14 protein-coding genes are annotated in these 17,376 nt (G+C 62.7%); all 14 read left to right on the top strand.

What is annotated here, in order from left to right; all coding sequences use genetic code 11:
- Positions 1-7 precede the first annotated feature (7 nt).
- Entirely contained in the window at positions 8-232 is a 225-nt protein-coding gene (locus tag ACVHNU_RS24475; RefSeq protein ID WP_098966306.1) for a hypothetical protein, read from the top strand.
- Positions 229-651: a hypothetical protein gene (locus tag ACVHNU_RS24470; protein WP_027610383.1), complete on the top strand. Its 423-nt coding sequence runs from the start codon at positions 229-231 to the stop codon at positions 649-651. The genes ACVHNU_RS24475 and ACVHNU_RS24470 overlap by 4 nt, the downstream gene beginning before the upstream one ends.
- A 69-nt stretch (positions 652-720) precedes the next feature.
- Positions 721-2,508 (top strand): type VI secretion system baseplate subunit TssF, encoded by a 1,788-nt coding sequence (tssF, locus tag ACVHNU_RS24465; RefSeq protein ID WP_003229572.1) that lies wholly within the window; start codon positions 721-723, stop codon positions 2,506-2,508.
- Positions 2,472-3,479, top strand: a complete 1,008-nt coding sequence (gene tssG, locus ACVHNU_RS24460; protein WP_003229570.1) for a type VI secretion system baseplate subunit TssG — start codon at positions 2,472-2,474, stop codon at positions 3,477-3,479. The genes tssF and tssG overlap by 37 nt, the downstream gene beginning before the upstream one ends.
- A gap of 11 nt (positions 3,480-3,490) precedes the next feature.
- Entirely contained in the window at positions 3,491-6,148 is a 2,658-nt protein-coding gene (gene tssH, locus ACVHNU_RS24455; RefSeq protein ID WP_473018453.1) for a type VI secretion system ATPase TssH, read from the top strand.
- Positions 6,149-6,158: 10 nt separating this feature from the next.
- Positions 6,159-7,679, top strand: a complete 1,521-nt coding sequence (locus ACVHNU_RS24450) for a sigma-54 interaction domain-containing protein (protein WP_045122679.1) — start codon at positions 6,159-6,161, stop codon at positions 7,677-7,679.
- Between the two features lie 330 nt (positions 7,680-8,009).
- Positions 8,010-8,150: a hypothetical protein gene (locus ACVHNU_RS24445; RefSeq protein ID WP_003229566.1), complete on the top strand. Its 141-nt coding sequence runs from the start codon at positions 8,010-8,012 to the stop codon at positions 8,148-8,150.
- 18 nt (positions 8,151-8,168) lie between these two features.
- Complete coding sequence (gene tagH / locus ACVHNU_RS24440; protein ID WP_003229565.1) at positions 8,169-9,362, top strand: type VI secretion system-associated FHA domain protein TagH; 1,194 nt, start codon at positions 8,169-8,171, stop codon at positions 9,360-9,362.
- Between the two features lie 5 nt (positions 9,363-9,367).
- The gene (tssJ, locus tag ACVHNU_RS24435; protein WP_003229563.1) at positions 9,368-9,868 is read left to right on the top strand and encodes a type VI secretion system lipoprotein TssJ; all 501 of its coding nucleotides are present in this window, start codon (positions 9,368-9,370) and stop codon (positions 9,866-9,868) included.
- A 2-nt stretch (positions 9,869-9,870) separates the two neighbouring features.
- On the top strand, positions 9,871-11,202 hold the full coding sequence (gene tssK / locus ACVHNU_RS24430) for a type VI secretion system baseplate subunit TssK (protein ID WP_007962327.1): 1,332 nt from the start codon (positions 9,871-9,873) through the stop codon (positions 11,200-11,202).
- A gap of 5 nt (positions 11,203-11,207) precedes the next feature.
- The gene (gene icmH / locus ACVHNU_RS24425; protein WP_103483741.1) at positions 11,208-12,083 is read left to right on the top strand and encodes a type IVB secretion system protein IcmH/DotU; all 876 of its coding nucleotides are present in this window, start codon (positions 11,208-11,210) and stop codon (positions 12,081-12,083) included.
- 12 nt (positions 12,084-12,095) lie between these two features.
- The gene (gene tssM, locus ACVHNU_RS24420) at positions 12,096-15,635 is read left to right on the top strand and encodes a type VI secretion system membrane subunit TssM (protein WP_473018452.1); all 3,540 of its coding nucleotides are present in this window, start codon (positions 12,096-12,098) and stop codon (positions 15,633-15,635) included.
- Entirely contained in the window at positions 15,635-16,363 is a 729-nt protein-coding gene (locus tag ACVHNU_RS24415; RefSeq protein WP_473018451.1) for a PP2C family protein-serine/threonine phosphatase, read from the top strand. The genes tssM and ACVHNU_RS24415 overlap by 1 nt, the downstream gene beginning before the upstream one ends.
- Positions 16,360-17,361 carry a serine/threonine-protein kinase gene (locus ACVHNU_RS24410; RefSeq protein WP_473018450.1) on the top strand — a complete coding sequence of 334 codons (1,002 nt, stop codon included), beginning with the start codon at positions 16,360-16,362 and terminating at the stop codon, positions 17,359-17,361. The genes ACVHNU_RS24415 and ACVHNU_RS24410 overlap by 4 nt, the downstream gene beginning before the upstream one ends.
- Positions 17,362-17,376: the final 15 nt, after the last annotated feature.

The raw sequence follows: 17,376 nt of genomic DNA, 5'->3' as shown, positions 1-17,376 counted from the left end.
GAAGCTGATGAAAATATCTGAAGCAGGTGAAATTCAAGGCTACCTCGCCTTTGTTGCCGACAGCGACCTGTTCGGCTGGCTGGCCCTGTTGAGCTTTTTTTTACTCGCGGCAGCAATTTTTCCCGCTGCTCGGAAATCGCGCCTGCACCGTGTGATGACGTTTTCGGTTCTGGTAGCCATTGTTGCTATCCATGGCTTTGGTTCGTGGTATGGGAATTTGAGGCTTGCATGAGTAGCTACGTTCGTCTCGCCCTATGCCTATTAATCCACGCCCTCGGATGCGTGGCTTATGCATTTTTGAATGACGCGGTTGTGCATGCTTACAGGCTTTTTAACGGCGGATTTACCTCCCATGGTGTCGCCATCGGCATTGCGAGTTACGCACTGTTTTACATTTTTCTGGGCGTCAACCTGATCGTTGCGCTGATTCCAGGTCTGGTCGCCAAGCTGGCCATCCTTTTTCTGATGGTGGGCTTCATCCTGCTCTGGATGCTACCCGACAACCCGTTAAGAGCCCTGTTTTACGGCGTAGCTCAAGGCTGCGTCACGTTGCTGGCGATCCTCACCACTCAAGTCATCGAGTTGCGTTGGGCTTTGCGAAACATCGCAGGTCGCATTCAGCCAAGTCAGCCTGCAGGTGCAATCCAATGACCAGGTCGGACATCCAGCGTAATCCGCAGGACAGTTATTCCATGAGTTCCACTACCAGGCAGGTAACCCGTGTCCTTTAACCACTACTACCAAAGCGAACTCACCGCACTGCGCCAACTCGGTCGCCGTTTCGCCGAGCGTAGTCCGGCGTTGGCGCCGTTCCTGGGCCAGGCTGGGCGGGATCCTGATGTGGAGCGGTTGCTGGAAGGCTTTGCGTTCCTCACCGGGCGGCTGCGGCAGAAGCTCGATGACGAGCTGCCGGAGCTCAGCCATTCGCTGATGCAGTTGTTGTGGCCGAACTACATGCGCCCGCTGCCGGCGTTCAGCATTTTGCAGTTCGATCCGTTGAAGCGTTCCGGGCCGGCGCTTTTGGTCGAGCGCGATACGCCGATTGAAAGCAAACCGATCGAAGACGTGCGTTGCCGTTTCCGCACCTGCTACCCGACCGAAGTGCTGCCTCTGGATCTGGCCGCGCTGAACTACTCGGTGAAGGGCGACGGTTCGCTGCTCAGCCTGCGTCTGGAGATGAGCGCCGACGGTCACCTCGGTGAGCTGGAGTTGAGCAAACTGCGCCTGCACTTTGCCGGCGAACGCTACATCAGCCAGATGCTCTACCTGAGCCTGCTGCGCAACCTGGAAGGCATCGAGCTGATCCCGCTCGACGGCGCCGGCAAGCCAATCGATGGCGTGGCCGGCAAACCGATGGCGTTCAAGATTCCCGGTGACCGGGTCAAGCCGGTGGGCTTTGCCGAAGAAGAAGCGTTGATCCCGTATCCGCTGAACACTTTCCGTGGCTATCGCTACCTGCAGGAATACTTCGCCTTCCAGGACAAGTTCCTGTTCGTCGACGTCAACGGTCTGGACATCCTCAAGGCGCTGCCGGAAGACACCCTCAAGCAGATGCGCGGCCTGGAGTTGCGTTTCGATATCCGCAAGAGCGGCATCATGCGCATGCGTCCGACCCTGGATAACGTGAAGCTGTTCTGCACGCCGATTGCCAACCTGTTCGCGCACGACGCCTTGCCGATCCGCCTCGACGGCAAGCAGGATGAATACCTGCTGCTGCCGGCGGAATACGATCTGGAAAACTGCGGCGTGTTCTCGGTGGAAACCGTCACCGGCTGGAAGCCCGGCGGCCTCGGTTATCAGGAGTACGTGCCGTTCGAATCCTTCGAGCATGACCCGAGTTTCGACGTGCCCAACAGCCGTCCGCACTACAGCATCCGCCAGCGTTCGTCGTTGCTGCATGACGGCCTCGACACCTACCTGAGCTTCGGCATCCGCCACACCGAAGCCCACGAAACCCTGTCGATCGAGCTGATGTGCACCAACCAGAACCTGCCGCGCAAGCTCAAGCTCGGCGACATCTGCATGGCCTGCGAAGAGACTCCGGAGTTCTTGAGTTTCCGCAACATCACCCCGGCCACTTCGAGTTTCGCGCCGCCGCTGAACCGTGACTTCCTGTGGAAGCTGATCAGCAACATGTCGCTCAACTATCTGTCGTTGGCCGACGTCAACGCGTTGAAGGTGATTCTCGAAACCTACGACCTGCCGCGCTACTACGACCAGCACGCGGAGAAGGTCAGCAAACGCCTGCTCGGCGGCCTCAAGCACATCAAGCACCATCACGTCGACCGGCTGCACCGTGGCTTGCCGGTGCGCGGTCTGCGCACCGAGCTGACCATCGACCCGGAAGGGTATATCGGCGAAGGCGACCTGTTCGTTTTCGCTTCGGTTCTTAACGAGTTTTTCGCGCTTTACGCCAGTCTCAATTCGTACCACGAGCTGCGGGTAAAAAGCACACAGGGAGAGGTGTACCAATGGACACCACGTATGGGCCTGCAGCCCCTGCTTTAAGCGGGCTGACCAAGGTAATACGCGAGTACTCGCTGTTTCAGGCCGTGCTGCTGGTGATCGACCGGCTGCGCGAGGCGCACCCGTACCTCAGCGAAGACGATTTGTACGATCAGGTGGAGTTCCAGGCCAACCCTAGCCTGGGCTTTCCGCGCAGCGACGTCGATCGCGTGGAGTTTTTCGAAGAGCACGGGCAGATGCGCGCGCGCATGCGTTTCAACCTGATCGGGCTGGTCGGCTCCGGTTCGCCGCTGCCGGCGTTCTACGGCGAACAGGCCTTGGGCGACAGCGAGGACGGCAACCCGACGCGCAACTTCCTCGACCTGTTCCACCATCGCCTGCAACGACTGATGCTGCCGATCTGGCGCAAGTACCGCTATCGCGCCAGCTTCCAGAGCGGAGCGATCGACCCGTTCTCCTCGCAGCTGTTCGCGCTGATCGGTCTGGGTGGCGACGAGATCCGCAAGGCCAAGGAACTGAACTGGAAGCGTCTGCTGCCATACCTCGGGTTGCTCAGCTTGCGCGCGCACTCCGCGGCGCTGATCGAAGCCGTGCTGCGTTACTACTTCAAGCACGAAGACCTGGTCATCGAGCAGTGCATCGAGCGTCGCGTGGAGATCCTCGACGAGCAGCGCAACCGTCTCGGTCGCGCCAACAGCCTGCTCGGTGAAGACCTGGTGCTGGGCGAACAGGTGCGCGACCGCAGCGGCAAATTCCGCATTCACATCACCGAACTCGACTGGGAGCGATTCCACGAATTCCTGCCGATCGGTTTCGGTTACCAGCCGCTGTGCGCGCTGGTGCGGTTCACCTTGCGTGACCCGCTCGATTACGACATTCGCCTGGTGCTGCGCCCGGAAGAAATCCGCGAACTGCGCATTGGTGAGAAGAACGACTGTCGCCTGGGGTGGACCAGTTGGCTGGGCTGCGAAAAGGCAGACGGCGTGGTCACCCTGGGCAGCAAAATTCATTAAGGACGTGAGCCATGATCAACGTAGACCTGCAACAACTCATCCAGGCGCTGGACGCCGAAACCCGTCGCGATCTGGAGCGTTCCGCTGAACGTTGCGTGGCCCGTGGCGGCAGCAAGATCCTCGTCGAAGACCTGCTGCTGGGTCTGCTGGAACGTCAGAATGGCTTGCTGTCCCGCGCTTTGCAGGATGCCGATGTCGACGCCGGTGAACTGAGCGCCGCGCTGCAATCTCGCGTTGAACACAGCGCCTCGCGCAACCCGGTATTCGCCCCGGAACTGGTGCAGTGGCTGCAAGACGCGCTGCTGGTGGCCAACCTCGAACTGGGCCAGACCCAGGTCGAAGACGCCGCGTTGATCCTCGCGCTGCTGCGCAACCCGATGCGCTACGCCGGCAGCCGTTACCAGCCGCTGCTCGCAAAACTGAACATCGATCGCCTGAAGGAATTTGCCCTGTCGCAACAGGAGCAACCGGCCGCCAACGGCAAACCGGCGGCGCAAGGCGAATCGCTGCTGCAGCGCTTCACGCACAACCTGACCCAACAGGCCCGCGACGGCAAACTCGACCCGGTGCTGTGCCGCGATGGCGCGATCCGGCAGATGGTCGACATCCTTGCCCGTCGCCGCAAAAACAACCCGATCGTGGTCGGTGAGGCCGGCGTCGGTAAAACCGCCATCGTTGAGGGCCTGGCCTCGCGCATCGCTGCCGGTGAAGTGCCGCAGGTGCTCAAGGGCGTCGAGCTGCTGTCGCTGGACATGGGCCTGCTGCAGGCCGGTGCCAGCGTCAAAGGTGAATTCGAGCGTCGTCTCAAAGGCGTGATCGACGAGGTCAAAGCCTCGCCGAAACCGATCATCCTGTTCATCGACGAAGCCCACACCCTGATCGGCGCGGGCGGCAATGCCGGCGGATCCGACGCAGCCAACCTGCTGAAACCGGCGCTGGCCCGTGGCGAGCTGCGGACCATCGCCGCCACCACCTGGGCCGAGTACAAGAAATACTTCGAGAAGGATCCGGCGCTGGCCCGGCGTTTCCAACCGGTGCAGTTGCACGAACCGACCGTCAGCGAAGCGGTGACCATTCTGCGTGGTCTGGCGCAGGTCTACGAGAAGAGCCACGGCATCTACCTGCGGGACGACGCGGTAGTTTCCGCTGCCGAGTTGTCCGCCCGCTATCTGGCCGGTCGCCAACTGCCGGACAAAGCCGTCGACGTGCTCGACACCGCGTGTGCCCGCGTGCGCATCAGCCTCGCCGCCGCCCCGGAAAGCCTCGAACGCCTGCGCGGCGAACTGGCCGAAGGTGGCCGTCAACGTCAGGCTCTGCGCCGCGATGCCGAGGCCGGTTTGCTGATTGACTACGAAGCGCTGGATGCGCTGGAAGCGCGACTGGACGAAGCCGAAAGCGAAATGGTCGCGCTGGAAAGCCTGTGGACCGAACAGAAGCAGCTGGCCGAGCGCCTGCTGGAACTGCGTCAGCAACTGGCCAAGGCTCGTGAAGCTGCTGCCGTCGAGCCGACCGTCAGCGTTGAAGAAGACGCCGAAGGCACGGTGATCGAAACCCTCGCCGCCGAGGTCGAGGAAGGCCAGAGCGTCGAAGCGCTGGAAGCCGAGCTGCACCAGACCCACAGCGCCCTGACCGCTGCGCAGGTCAAAGAGCGTCTGGTCAGCTTCGAAGTCTGCCCGCGTCTGGTGGCCGAAGTGATCAGCGCCTGGACCGGCGTGCCGCTGGCGCAACTGGCCCGCGAACACAACGCCAAGGTCGCGAGTTTCGCCACCGACCTGCGCACGCGCATCCGTGGTCAGGAACAAGCCGTGCACGCTCTGGATCGCTCGATGCGCGCCACCGCCGCTGGCCTGAACAAACCGGACGCGCCGGTCGGCGTATTCCTGCTGGTCGGCCCGAGCGGCGTCGGCAAGACCGAAACCGCGCTGGCCCTGGCTGACCTGCTGTACGGCGGTGACCGTTTCATCACCACCATCAACATGTCCGAATTCCAGGAGAAGCACACCGTCTCGCGTCTGATCGGTGCGCCACCGGGCTACGTCGGTTATGGCGAGGGCGGCATGCTCACCGAAGCGGTGCGGCAGAAGCCGTATTCGGTGGTGCTGCTCGATGAAGTCGAGAAGGCCGATCCGGACGTACTCAACCTGTTCTACCAAATCTTCGACAAGGGCGTGGCGAACGACGGCGAAGGTCGCGAAATCGATTTCCGCAACACTTTGATCCTGATGACCTCGAACCTGGGCAGCGACAAGATCAGCGACCTCTGCGAAGACGGCGCCCGCCCGACCGCCGAGCTGCTGGAAGAGACCATTCGCCCGGTGCTGAGCAAACACTTCAAACCGGCGCTGCTGGCGCGGATGAAAGTGGTGCCGTACTACCCGGTCGGCGGCCCGGTGCTGCGCGAGCTGATCGAGATCAAGCTCGGTCGTCTCGGCGAGCGCCTCAACCGTCGTCAGCTGGATTTCAGCTGGTGCCAGAACCTCGTCGACCACCTGTCCGAGCGTTGCACGCAAAGCGAAAGCGGCGCGCGCCTGATCGACCATCTGCTCGACCAGCACGTGCTGCCGCTGGTAGCCGACCGCTTGCTCGATGCGATGGCCACCGGTGAAAGCCTCAAGCGTGTGCATGCCACGCTCGACGGCAACGCCAGCGTGACGTGCGAGTTCGCCTGAGGTGGGTGTGATGTTCACTCAAGTGCCGCAGCCACTGGTCTATGCCGAAGCCTTGCTGGCGCAGTTCGCCAGCCTGTCGCGCGCGGCGGACGGTGCTGCGCTGCTGGGTGACTTCGTGCGTGGTCTGGCCGAGCTGAGCGGTTGCGAATTGACCCAGCTGTACCTGCTCGACGCCACCCACACCTGCCTGGGGATGAACGCCGAATGCCTCGACGGCGCGCTGCAACCGCGCGCCGCCACCAGCCTGCCGGCGGACTACAACGGTGAGCAGTTGCTGCAGTTTGCCCTGTGCCAGAACCGCGTGGTGTGCCTGGATGATCTGGGTGCCAGCCTGCACGAAACCAGTTTCCTGCCGGCCACCGCCGGAGCCTGGCAATCGCTGCTGTGCGTGCCGCTGGTCAATCAGCAGAAGGCGGTAGAAGGCCTGCTGCTGTGCGCCAGTCGTCGTCACGTTGACCTGCAGGGTTTTGCCGATTCCCTCGGCCAGCTCGGCTCGTTCGTCCTTGGTCAGTTGCACTTGCTGCAACGCCTGCGTCAGCCGGTCGGGGTCGAGACGCCAGTGAGTCGTAGCGTGCCGAGTCTCAACGGCTATGGCCTGATCGGCAAAAGCGCGGCGATGCGCCAGACCCACTCGCTGATCAGCAAAGTCCTGCACAGCCCGTACACCGTGCTGTTGCGCGGCGAGACCGGCACCGGCAAGGAAGTGGTGGCGCGGGCGATTCACGATTGCGGTCCCCGTCGCTCCCAGGCGTTCATCGTGCAGAACTGCGCAGCGTTCCCGGAAAACCTGCTGGAAAGCGAGCTGTTCGGCTACCGCAAGGGCGCCTTCACTGGCGCTGATCGCGACCGCGCCGGACTGTTCGATGCGGCCAACGGCGGCACCTTGTTGCTCGATGAAATCGGTGACATGCCGCTGTCGCTGCAGGCGAAGATTCTGCGGGTGTTGCAGGAAGGCGAGATCCGCCCGCTGGGTTCCAACGACACGCACAAGATCGACGTGCGCATCATCGCCGCGACGCACCGCGACCTGGCGGTGCTGGTCAGCGAAGGCAAATTCCGCGAGGACTTGTACTACCGCCTGGCACAGTTCCCGATCGAACTGCCGGCCCTGCGTCAGCGCGAAGGCGACATCCTCGATCTGGCCCGGCACTTCGCCGACAAGGCCTGCGCTTACCTGCAGCGCGACCCGGTGCGTTGGTCCGACGCGGCGCTTGAACACCTGTCCGGTTACACCTTCCCCGGCAACGTGCGGGAACTCAAGGCACTGGTCGAGCGCGCGGTGCTGTTGTGCGAGGGCGGCGAATTGCTGGCCGAGCATTTCTCCCTGCGCATGGAGCCGATGCCCGAAGACCATAGCGGCCTGAACCTGCGCGAACGCCTGGAGAAAGTCGAACGGACTTTGTTGCTCGACTGCCTGCGCAAGAACGACGGCAACCAGACCCTCGCTGCCCGCGAACTGGGCCTGCCGCGCCGCACGCTGCTCTACCGCCTCGGGCGCCTGAATATCAACCTGGGTGACTTCGATGGTTGATCTGCAGAAGTGTCCTGAATCGGAATATTCCCCTGTGGCGAGGGAGCTTGTCGAATCGTCGCACCGTCCCGCTCGGCTGCGCAGCAGTCGCAACCCGATGAACTCGGTTTCCCTGAGGCACCGCAGTGTCTGGTTTTGGGGCTGCTGCGCACCCCGGCGGGAGCAAGCTCCCTCGCCACAAATTGCTCATTTGCCACAAGAGGTGCGTGCACCTCGCTGGTCTGGCTCAAGGCCCCGATGTAGAGCCTTCGAGACCACCCAAAGAATTAATTTCAGCGCCGCCCGCAAGGGTCGGCGCTTTGTGCTTTGTCTACCCCTGGAGACCCTCTGATGTCTGTTCGTCACTGGCACGCTGTCCTGCTGACCCTCGTCGTTCTATGCGGCCTTGGCGGCTGTAGCGGCAATTACAAATTCAACGACAACGACTATCGCCCGTTGGGTGATCCGCAAGCGGTCAATCGCGGCAAGTGACCGCAAGGAGCATCAAACATGGAATTGGTTTTCGAAATGCTGAACACCAAGCAGTTCGTGCCCACCGAGTTGTGCCAGAAGACCTTCAAACAGGCTGGCGGCGTGATCGGGCGGGGCGAGGACTGCGACTGGATCATTCCTGATCGCAAGCGTCATCTGTCCAATCACCACGCGATTGTCAGCTACCGCGAGGGCACGTTTTTCCTCACCGACACCAGCAGCAACGGTGTCCAGGACGGCGACAGCGGCGCACGCCTGCACAAGGGCGAACCGGTGCGCATCGAGCACGGCAGCACCTACGTGCTCGGTGACTTCGAGATTCGTGCGCGGCTGGTGCGTGACCCGGCGACCTTCGACGGTGAAGTCGGCCGTCCGCGTGCCGCTGGCAGCATCATTCCGGACGACGCCTTCCTCGATCTTGATCCGCTGAACGCGATTGAACAGCAAGAGCGCGTCTATTCGGAAATCGACGAACTGTTGGCCCCGACCGCCAAGCCCGAGGACTCCCGTCAGCGCGCCGACTATGCGCGCATCGACATGGAAAGCCTGATGGTGCCGGAGCTGATCGCCCCGGTTGAGCCCGAGCCAGCTCCGGCCCCGAAGGTCGTCGAGCGGCAGAGCGAGGGTTTCTGGGAGCATTTCGGCGCGGCGCTGGGCGTTGACGTCAAAGGCCTGGATCACGACGCCCGCGAAGCGCTGGCACTCAACGCCGCACGCCTGCTGCGGCAGAGCATCGGCGGTTTGCAGCAGAGCCTGCGCACCCGTTCGGAGCTGAAAAACGAACTGCGTCTGGCCCAGACCACCGTGCAAGGCACCAACAAGAACCCGCTGAAATTCGCCGTCGATCCGAGCGAAGCGCTGGAGATTCTGTTGCAGCCGCACAAGCCCGGGCACTTGCCAGCCGAGCAGGCGATCTCCCGTGCGTTCCGCGATCTGCAAGCGCATCAGGTCGCGCTGCTCACCGCCAGCCGCGCCGCCGTGCGCGGCACCCTGGAGCACTTCTCGCCAGAGCAGTTGACCCTGCGGTTCGAGCGCGACAACAAGCCGTTGATCGCCACGTCGGGCGGGCGCTGGAGAGCGTTCGGCCGTTACCACCAGGCACTGCGTCAGGACGATGACTGGAGCGAGCGCCTGCTGGCCCGCGATTTCGCCCAGGCCTACGAAGAACAGATCCGCCTGATCTCCACCCTCCACACCGACCACCAAGGATGATGCGCATGTCTCGCCGCTCGACCGCTTTTTTCAAGACGCTGACTGCGCTCACCGTACTGGTGCTGCTCGCCGGTTGCTCGTCGCTGTCGCCGTACTCGAAAGTGACCAAAGTCAATCTGAAGCTGACCGGCAGCGATCAGCTCAACCCGGACCTCAACGGTCGTCCGTCGCCGATCGTTGTGCGCCTGTTCGAACTCAAGCACCCGGTAACCTTCGAGAACGCTGATTTCTTCAGCCTCTACGAGCGCGCCAAGGAATCCCTCAACCCGGATCTGGTGGCCAGCGAAGAACTCGAACTGCGCCCGGGTGAGACCGTGGAAATGAAGCTCAGCGTGGAGGAGGGTAGCCGCTACGTCGGCGTTCTTGCCGCCTACCGTGATCTGCCGGAAACCAAGTGGCGCTACACCGTGCAGGTCACGCCGCTGGAACTGACCGATGCCGATCTGACCCTGGATCAGGCCGGTATCCGCAACACCCATGAAGCGCTCGCCAAGGCGGATGACTGAACATGAATACCCATAAAGTCATTTGGCAGGAAGGCATGTTGCTGCGGCCGCAGCACTTCCAGCACAACGATCGCTACTACGATCACCAGATGAAAACCCGCACCCAGTTGCTGGGTGGCTACACCTGGGGTTTCCTCAATCTGGAGATCGACCTGCAGTTCCTCAACATGGGCAAACTGGTGATCAGTGCCGCCTCTGGGATCCTGCCGGACGGCAGCCTGTTCGAACTCGGCGGCAACACCGAGCCGCTGGCGCTGGACGTGCCGCCGAACACCGGCAACACGCCGATTTACCTGGCGCTGCCGTTGGTCACCGGTAATCACATCGAGGCGCGCCGTCCGGAGCAGTCCGATGTGCTCGCGCGGTACACCGCGTATGACGCCGAAGTGGCTGACTCCAACGCCGGCGACGATTCCGCCAGCCAGGTCAGCTGTGGCCGCCCGGACTTCAAGCTGTTGCTCGGCGAGCAGCAGAGCGATCAGGCCTATGTGAAGCTGAAGATCTGCGACGTGCTCGACACTACGCCGGACGGCGTGATCAGCCTCGATCCGGATTTCGTACCGACTTACATCCAGGCCCACGCTTCCAGTTATCTGCTGTCGTGCCTGAAAGAAGTCATCAGCATGCTCAACCACCGTGGCGACACGATTGCCGAGCGGATTCGCTCCAACGGCAAGGTCGGTGGCGCGGAAGTCGGCGACTTCATGATGCTGCAACTGATCAACCGTACCGAACTGCTGCTGCGCCACTACCTCGGTCTGGAGCAGGTGCACCCGGAAGAGTTGTACCGCACGCTGCTGACCATGCTTGGTGATCTGGCGACCTTCTCCAGCGACAGCAAGCGCCCGCGTCTGGACAGCCGCTATTCCCACGCCGATCAGGGCGCGAGCTTCCGCAAACTGATGGAAGCGATTCGTCAGGTGCTGTCGATGGTGCTGGAACAGCACGCCATCGAACTGATCCTGCAGGCGCGTCAGTACGGGATCATCGTTTCGCCGTTGCACGACCACAAACTGCTCGGCTCGGCGTCGTTCGTGCTGGCGGCAAGTGCCAACTGCGACTCCGAAGAACTGCGCCACCGCTTGCCGGCGCACCTCAAGGTCGGCCCGGTGGAGCGCATCCGCCAACTGGTCAACCTGCACCTGCCGGGGATCAAGGTCAAACCGTTGCCGGTGGCCCCGCGGCAGATCGCGTTCCACTCGAACAAAACCTACTTCATCCTCGAACTCAGTTCCGAAGACCTGGCGCAACTCGAGCGCTCCGGCGGCTTCGCGTTCCACGTGTCCGGCGAATTCGCCGAGCTTGAACTGAAATTCTGGGCCATCAGGAACTGACCGACATGATCAAGGAAACGGATTACAACCAGGACGACAAAACCGTCCTGCTCGATCGTCAGGGCCACGGACCGGCAGCCAGTCCGCTGACCGACTTCGCCGCGCCGCCGCGCTTCGAGCAACTGGAAGAACGGATGATCTACGCCGCGCGCCTGCGCCCGGCGGAGGCGTTCAACATCAGCCTCAATTCGCTGGTGGCGGCGTCGTCCGAACTGCTCTCGGAAGTGGTGCGCCTCAAGCACAGCGAAACCCGCGAAGACCTCTACGCGCTCAACGAGCGCCTGACCGCCGGGCTCAAGCTGTTTGAAGTGCGCGCGTTGCACAACGGCGCCGAAAGCAGTCAGGTGATGGCCGCCCGTTACGTGCTCTGCACCGTGGTCGACGAAGCTGTCGTGACCACACCGTGGGGCAACGAAAGCGAGTGGTCGCAGATGAGCCTGCTCAGCAGCTTCCACAACGAGACGTTCGGCGGCGAGAAGTTCTTTCAGCTGCTTGATCGGCTGTCGAAGAACCCGGTCAAACACCTGCCGATGCTAGAGCTGATGTACCTGTGCCTGTCCCTCGGTTTCGAGGGCAAGTACCGCGTGCAGGCGCGTGGCATGCTCGAGCTCGAAGGCATCCGCGACGCCCTGTACCGGCAGATCCGCCAGTTGCGTGGCGACGTGCCGCGCGAGTTGTCGCCGCACTGGGAAGGCCTCAACGATCAGCGCCGCAACCTGGTGCGCATCGTGCCGGCGTGGATGGTGGTGCTGTTCACTGTCGTCTGCCTGGTGGTGATGTATTCGGGCTTCGCCTGGGTTCTGGGCGAGCAGCGCGACACTGTTCTGCAACCCTATCAGCCGATCGATCCGGCCGCGGTTCAACCGCAGTCGCAGCCGTAACAGGGACGTGTGATGAAAAAGTTTTTCAAGAAAGTCGGCGCCTTCCTGCGCAAGACCTGGGTCTGGACCTTGCTGCTGGTGCTGTTCGTGGCATTGCTGGTGTGGTTCGTCGGCCCGTTGTTGGCGGTGGATGACTACAAGTTCTGGGAGAGCGCGACCTCGCGCCTGCTGACCATCAGCGTGCTGTTCCTGATCTGGGGCCTGACCATGGTCTTCGTCAGTTGGCGCGCGGGCATCCGCAAGAAAGCCGTCGAAGAAACCGAAGACGGTCAGGATCGCATTCGTCGTGACGAGCTGATCGAAGAAGAGCAGAAAGAGTTGAAGGCGCGCTTCAAGGACGCGCTGAAAACCCTGAAGACCTCGAGCCTGTATCGCGGCCGCAGCGAACGCTGGCGCAACGACTTGCCGTGGTACCTGCTGATCGGTCCGCAGGCTTCCGGCAAGACCAGCCTGCTGGACTTCTCCGGGCTGGAATTCCCGATCAACAAGATCGACCGCAAGCTGACCCGCGACACCCTCGGCACCCGTCATTGCGACTGGTACTTCGCCGACCACGGTGTACTGATCGACACCGCCGGACGTTACACCACACAGCCGGACGCGGAAGTCGACGGCAGCGCCTGGACCACCTTGCTCGAGTTGCTGCGCAAGCGTCGTCGCGGGCGTCCGTTGAACGGTGTGCTGGTGACCATTCCTGTGGAATCCCTCACCGGTGGCAGCGAGCAGGACATCGACACCCTGGCGCGCCAGGTGCGCGGTCGTCTGCAAGACGTCTATCAGAAACTGCACGTCGATGTGCCGGTGTATCTGGTGCTGAGCAAGGCGGACAAGCTGCTCGGTTTCGACGAGTTCTTCGATCAACTGACCCGCGAAGAAAGCGATCAGGTGCTGGGGACCAGTTTCCGCAAGGATCAGGTCGGCACCGACGTGGCGGTACTGCGCAGCGAGTTCGAAGAGCTGCTGCGGCGCCTGAACAATCAAGTGATCATGCGCATGCACTCCGAGCGCGATACCCAGCGCCGTGGCCGCATCCTCGACTTCCCGCATCAACTGGGGCAGATCGGCGAGCGCCTGTGCCTGTTCGTCGACCTGGCGTTCACCGGCAACCGCTACCAGCGTGCGACGCTGTTGCGTGGTTTCTACCTGACCAGCGCTCCGCATCTGACGCAGGAAATGGACGCGAACACCGCCGGCATCGGTGCCAACCTGGGCATGAATGCCGGTGTGCTGCCGACCCTGCGCAGCGGCCGTTCGCGCTTCATCCATCATCTGCTCAGCCGGGTGATCTTCCCCGAGTCGGATCTGGCCGGTCTGGACAAGCGCGAGCGCAGCCGCATTCATTGGGGCCAGCGTGCGTTGTACGTCGGTGCACTGGCGGCACTGGCGCTGTTCGGCATGCTCTGGGCCGGTGGTTTCTCGGCCAACTATGAGCGTCTGGAAAACCTGCGCACACTGGCGCAGAACTGGACTCAGCAGCGTTCAGCGCTGACTCCGCGTGATGATGCGATGGGCGTGCTGAAAACCCTCGACACCAGCTACGCCGCGACTCAGGTGTTCCCGAAGAAAGGCGACGTCTCGTACCACGAGCGTGGCGGTCTGTATCAGGGCGAAGACGTCAATCCGGTGGTCAGGCAAGCCTACGAGCATGAGCTCGAAGCGCAATTGCTGCCACGGGTCGCGACCCTGCTTGAAGGGCAGATCCGCGCCAACATGAAGGACCGCGACAAGCTGCTCAACAGCCTGCGTGCGTACCTGATGCTGAACATGAAAGACCGTCGTGACGCGGCGTGGCTCAAGGACTGGGTCGCCACTGACTGGTCACAGCGCTACACCGGCAACACCGCGGTGCAGAACGGCTTGAACACCCACCTTGAGCGTCTGCTGAAGCAGCCGTTCATCTACCCGCTGAACGATCAACTGGTGACTCAGGCACGTCAGGTGCTGCGCGCCGAATCGCTGGCCACCGTGGTCTACCGCATGCTCCGCGAGCAGGCACGCAACCTGCCGGAATACCGTTTCAGCCAACACCTTGGCCCGCAGGGCTCGCTGTTCATCGGCACCGAATACGTGATCCCGGGGTTCTACACCCAGCAGGGTTATCAGCAGTATTTCTCGGTGCAGGGCTCGGCGCTGGTCACCGACATCCTGCGTGACAACTGGGTGCTGGGCGAAGGCGCGGGCATCAGCGACATGGACTTGCGTCGCCTGATGGTCGAACTGGAGCAACTGTACTTCCGCGACTACGCCAATTACTGGAGCGAAGCCGTTGGCCAAGTGGCCTTGCCGCCGATCAGCGACGCCGGTGAAGGCGCCGAGCAACTGGCGGGCCTGACGTCGGCCAACTCGCCGGTGCTGGCATTGCTCACTGAAGTGCGCGAGAACACGCGCTTCCCGGCGGCTGCCGATCCGGTGGATGAAGCTGGTGATGCCGCCGATGCACTGGCAGGGCAGAAGGGCAAACTGGGCAAGGTCGGCAAACTGGCCTCGGCTGTCGCCGACAAGGCTTCGGCGCTGAACGTGGCGAAGAGCCTCCCGGATACCGCGAAGAAATCCCTGCAACGTCGCTTCGAGCCGCTGCATCGTTTGCTCGATGACAACAACGGCCCGGCCGCTGACCTGACCCCGGCCCTCACCGCGCTCAACGACCTGCAACTGCAACTGTCCGGTCTGGCCCGTTCCAGCACGCCGGAACAGGCCGCGTTCGAAATGGCGAAAACCCGCATGAGCGGCCAGCGTGATGCGCTGACCAACCTGCGTGCGGCCTCGGGTCGCCTGCCGCGTCCGCTGAGCGTGTGGTTCAACGTGCTGGCCGAGGACTCGTGGCGCCTGGTGCTCAACGACGCTTACCAATACCTGAACGGCCGTTATCAGAACGAGCTGTACAGCGTGTATGGCAAAACCATCAGCAAGCGTTATCCGTTCAGCGCCAGCAGCACCAGCGACGTGGCGATCAGCGACTTCCGCGAGTTCTTCCGCGCTCAAGGCACCGTCGACCGCTTCTTCGACAGCTACATGCGTCCGTTCGTCAGCGGTGATCCGGGCAACTACCGGATGCGCAGCGTCGACGGTCACAGCCTGCCGGTATCGAAGATGTACCTCGACCAGATGGCGGCGGCGCTGACGATTCGCCAGAGCTTCTTCTCGATCAACCCGGCCGAGCCGACCGTGCAGTTCAAACTGGAACCGTACACCCTCGATCCGGCGGTGAGCCGTTCCGAGTTCAAGTTCGGCGACAAGACCATCGAATACCGTCACGGTCCGATTGTGCCGGTGTCGTTCAAGTGGCCGACCGATGCTGAAGACGGTCGCACCAGTCTGGTGATGGACAAGATGGCGGGGCGTCCGATCGGTATCGAGAAGAACTCCGGCCCATGGTCGCTGTTCCGTCTGTTCGACCTGATGCAGACCGAGTACCTGACCGGTCGCGACGTGCTGGTGCTGAAAGCCGACGTGGGTGGCCTGCGCGCCAACTACCTGCTGACCAGCCAGCGCACGCCGAACCCGTTCGACATGGGCGTGCTGCGCACCTTCCGTATGCCGGTGCAGCTCTGATGCTGGTGGCCAGTTCCTGGCGCAGCGCGGCGCGTACCGACCCGGGCAAGGTGCGGGCGCGCAACGAAGATGCCTTCCTCGATAATCCACAGCAGGGGCTGTGGGTGGTCGCGGACGGCATGGGCGGTCATCAGGGTGGCGACATCGCCAGCCAGTTGATCGTCGCCAGCCTGGCTGAGCTGCCGCAGCACGAGGACTTCGACGAACGCCTCAAGGCCATCCGCCAGTGCCTGCACTGGCTGAACCGGCGTTTGGGGCAGGAGTTGACGGTCACCGCCGGACGCCACGACAGCATCATGGGCAGCACCGTCGTGGCGCTGCTGGTGGAAGGCAATCGCGCGGCCTGCATCTGGGCCGGCGACAGCCGCTGCTACATGTGGCGCGGGCAGCGGCTGTATCAGCTGTCCAAGGACCATTCGCTGCAGCAGCAACTGATCGACGAGCAACAGATGAGCGTCGAACAGGCGGCGGCGCACCCGGCGGCTCAGGCCTTGACCCGAGCCGTCGGCGCCGCCGAACAGCTGACCCTGGATGTCCTCGAACTCGAGGTCTATCCGGGCGATGCGTTTTTGCTGTGCAGCGATGGTTTGTATCAGGGCCTGAGCAGCGATGCCCTCGGCAACGCCCTCAGCCTCAGCGCGCCGCACGTGGCGCTGGAACGTCTGTTCGACGGCGCCCTGCGTGGCGCCGCCCGGGACAACCTGACTGCCGTGGTGATCCGCCAATGACTGAAATCGAATCCTCAGTCGATGACTTGCTGATGAGCGAAGAGCAGGCCAGCAACCTGACCTACTTCGCCTTCGCCAAGGCAAACAACGCCGAGCCGCTGCTGGCGCCGACCAAGGCCAGCATCGGTGAATTGCCGGACGTACTCGCCGGCCGCTACCACCTCGAGCGTCTGCTCGGGGCGGGCGGCATGGGTGCGGTTTACAGGGCGCGAGATCTGCTGCACGAGCAGTTCGGCGATCCCGACCCTTACATTGCGCTGAAAATCCTCAGCGAAGAATTTGCCGAATCGCCGGACGCCAGTGCCTTGCTCTACAGCGAGTTCGCCCTGACCCGACGCCTGCGCCACGACAACGTCGTGCGTGCACATACTTTTGAAGTCGATACCGACTGCCAGCGGGCCTTCATCACCATGGAATACATGCGTGGCCTGACCCTGGACAAATTGCTCTGCGAGCGGCCTCTGGGCCTGCCGTGGAAAGAACTGCGCGACATCGCGTTGCCGCTGCTCGATACGCTGGCCTACGCCCACCGTCGCGGCGTGCTGCACGGTGACATGAAACCGAGCAATGTCATGCTCAGCGAAGACGGCCTGCGCCTGTTCGACTTCGGTCTCGGCCAGGCAGACGAAGGCGTGTTGCCCGGCCTGCCGCACCTGAGCCGCGAGCGTTTCAACGCCTGGACCCCGGGCTACGCCGCCCCCGAACTGCTTGAGGGCCAACCGTTGTCGGCCAGCGCGGACGTGTATGGCGTGGCCTGCGTGATCTATGAACTGGCGAGCGGCAAACACCCGTTCCGCCGCTTGCCCTCGACCCAGGCCCGCGACGAGCACCTGGAGCGCGAGCTGCAAGCCCCGGCGAACTTACCGAAACACGGCTGGCCAGCGCTGCGAACCGCGCTGAGCTTCAATGCGGCAGAACGCACCATCACTGCCCAACAATTGCGTGACGCCTTGGGCGCCACTTCGTCCTGGCTGCAACGGTTGCGACTTCGGGCGTAACGGACGACATTCGAA

This window comes from Pseudomonas sp. Ors-4-3C, assembly GCF_055755035.1.
Note: the sequence above shows the minus strand (reverse complement) of the source record. Positions and strands in the feature narration are given on the sequence as shown.

What these genes read in the sequence shown, in the direction of transcription:
- ACVHNU_RS24475 (WP_098966306.1), top strand. Translation starts at nt 8, where the DNA reads ATGAAAATATCTGAAGCAGGTGAAATTCAAGGCTACCTCGCCTTTGTT.
- ACVHNU_RS24470 (WP_027610383.1), top strand. Translation starts at nt 229, where the DNA reads ATGAGTAGCTACGTTCGTCTCGCCCTATGCCTATTAATCCACGCCCTC.
- tagH (WP_003229565.1), top strand. Translation starts at nt 8,169, where the DNA reads ATGGAATTGGTTTTCGAAATGCTGAACACCAAGCAGTTCGTGCCCACC.
- ACVHNU_RS24415 (WP_473018451.1), top strand. Translation starts at nt 15,635, where the DNA reads ATGCTGGTGGCCAGTTCCTGGCGCAGCGCGGCGCGTACCGACCCGGGC.
- ACVHNU_RS24450 (WP_045122679.1), top strand. Translation starts at nt 6,159, where the DNA reads ATGTTCACTCAAGTGCCGCAGCCACTGGTCTATGCCGAAGCCTTGCTG.
- tssH (WP_473018453.1), top strand. Translation starts at nt 3,491, where the DNA reads ATGATCAACGTAGACCTGCAACAACTCATCCAGGCGCTGGACGCCGAA.
- ACVHNU_RS24445 (WP_003229566.1), top strand. Translation starts at nt 8,010, where the DNA reads ATGTCTGTTCGTCACTGGCACGCTGTCCTGCTGACCCTCGTCGTTCTA.
- tssG (WP_003229570.1), top strand. Translation starts at nt 2,472, where the DNA reads ATGGACACCACGTATGGGCCTGCAGCCCCTGCTTTAAGCGGGCTGACC.
- tssJ (WP_003229563.1), top strand. Translation starts at nt 9,368, where the DNA reads ATGTCTCGCCGCTCGACCGCTTTTTTCAAGACGCTGACTGCGCTCACC.
- icmH (WP_103483741.1), top strand. Translation starts at nt 11,208, where the DNA reads ATGATCAAGGAAACGGATTACAACCAGGACGACAAAACCGTCCTGCTC.
- ACVHNU_RS24410 (WP_473018450.1), top strand. Translation starts at nt 16,360, where the DNA reads ATGACTGAAATCGAATCCTCAGTCGATGACTTGCTGATGAGCGAAGAG.
- tssM (WP_473018452.1), top strand. Translation starts at nt 12,096, where the DNA reads ATGAAAAAGTTTTTCAAGAAAGTCGGCGCCTTCCTGCGCAAGACCTGG.
- tssK (WP_007962327.1), top strand. Translation starts at nt 9,871, where the DNA reads ATGAATACCCATAAAGTCATTTGGCAGGAAGGCATGTTGCTGCGGCCG.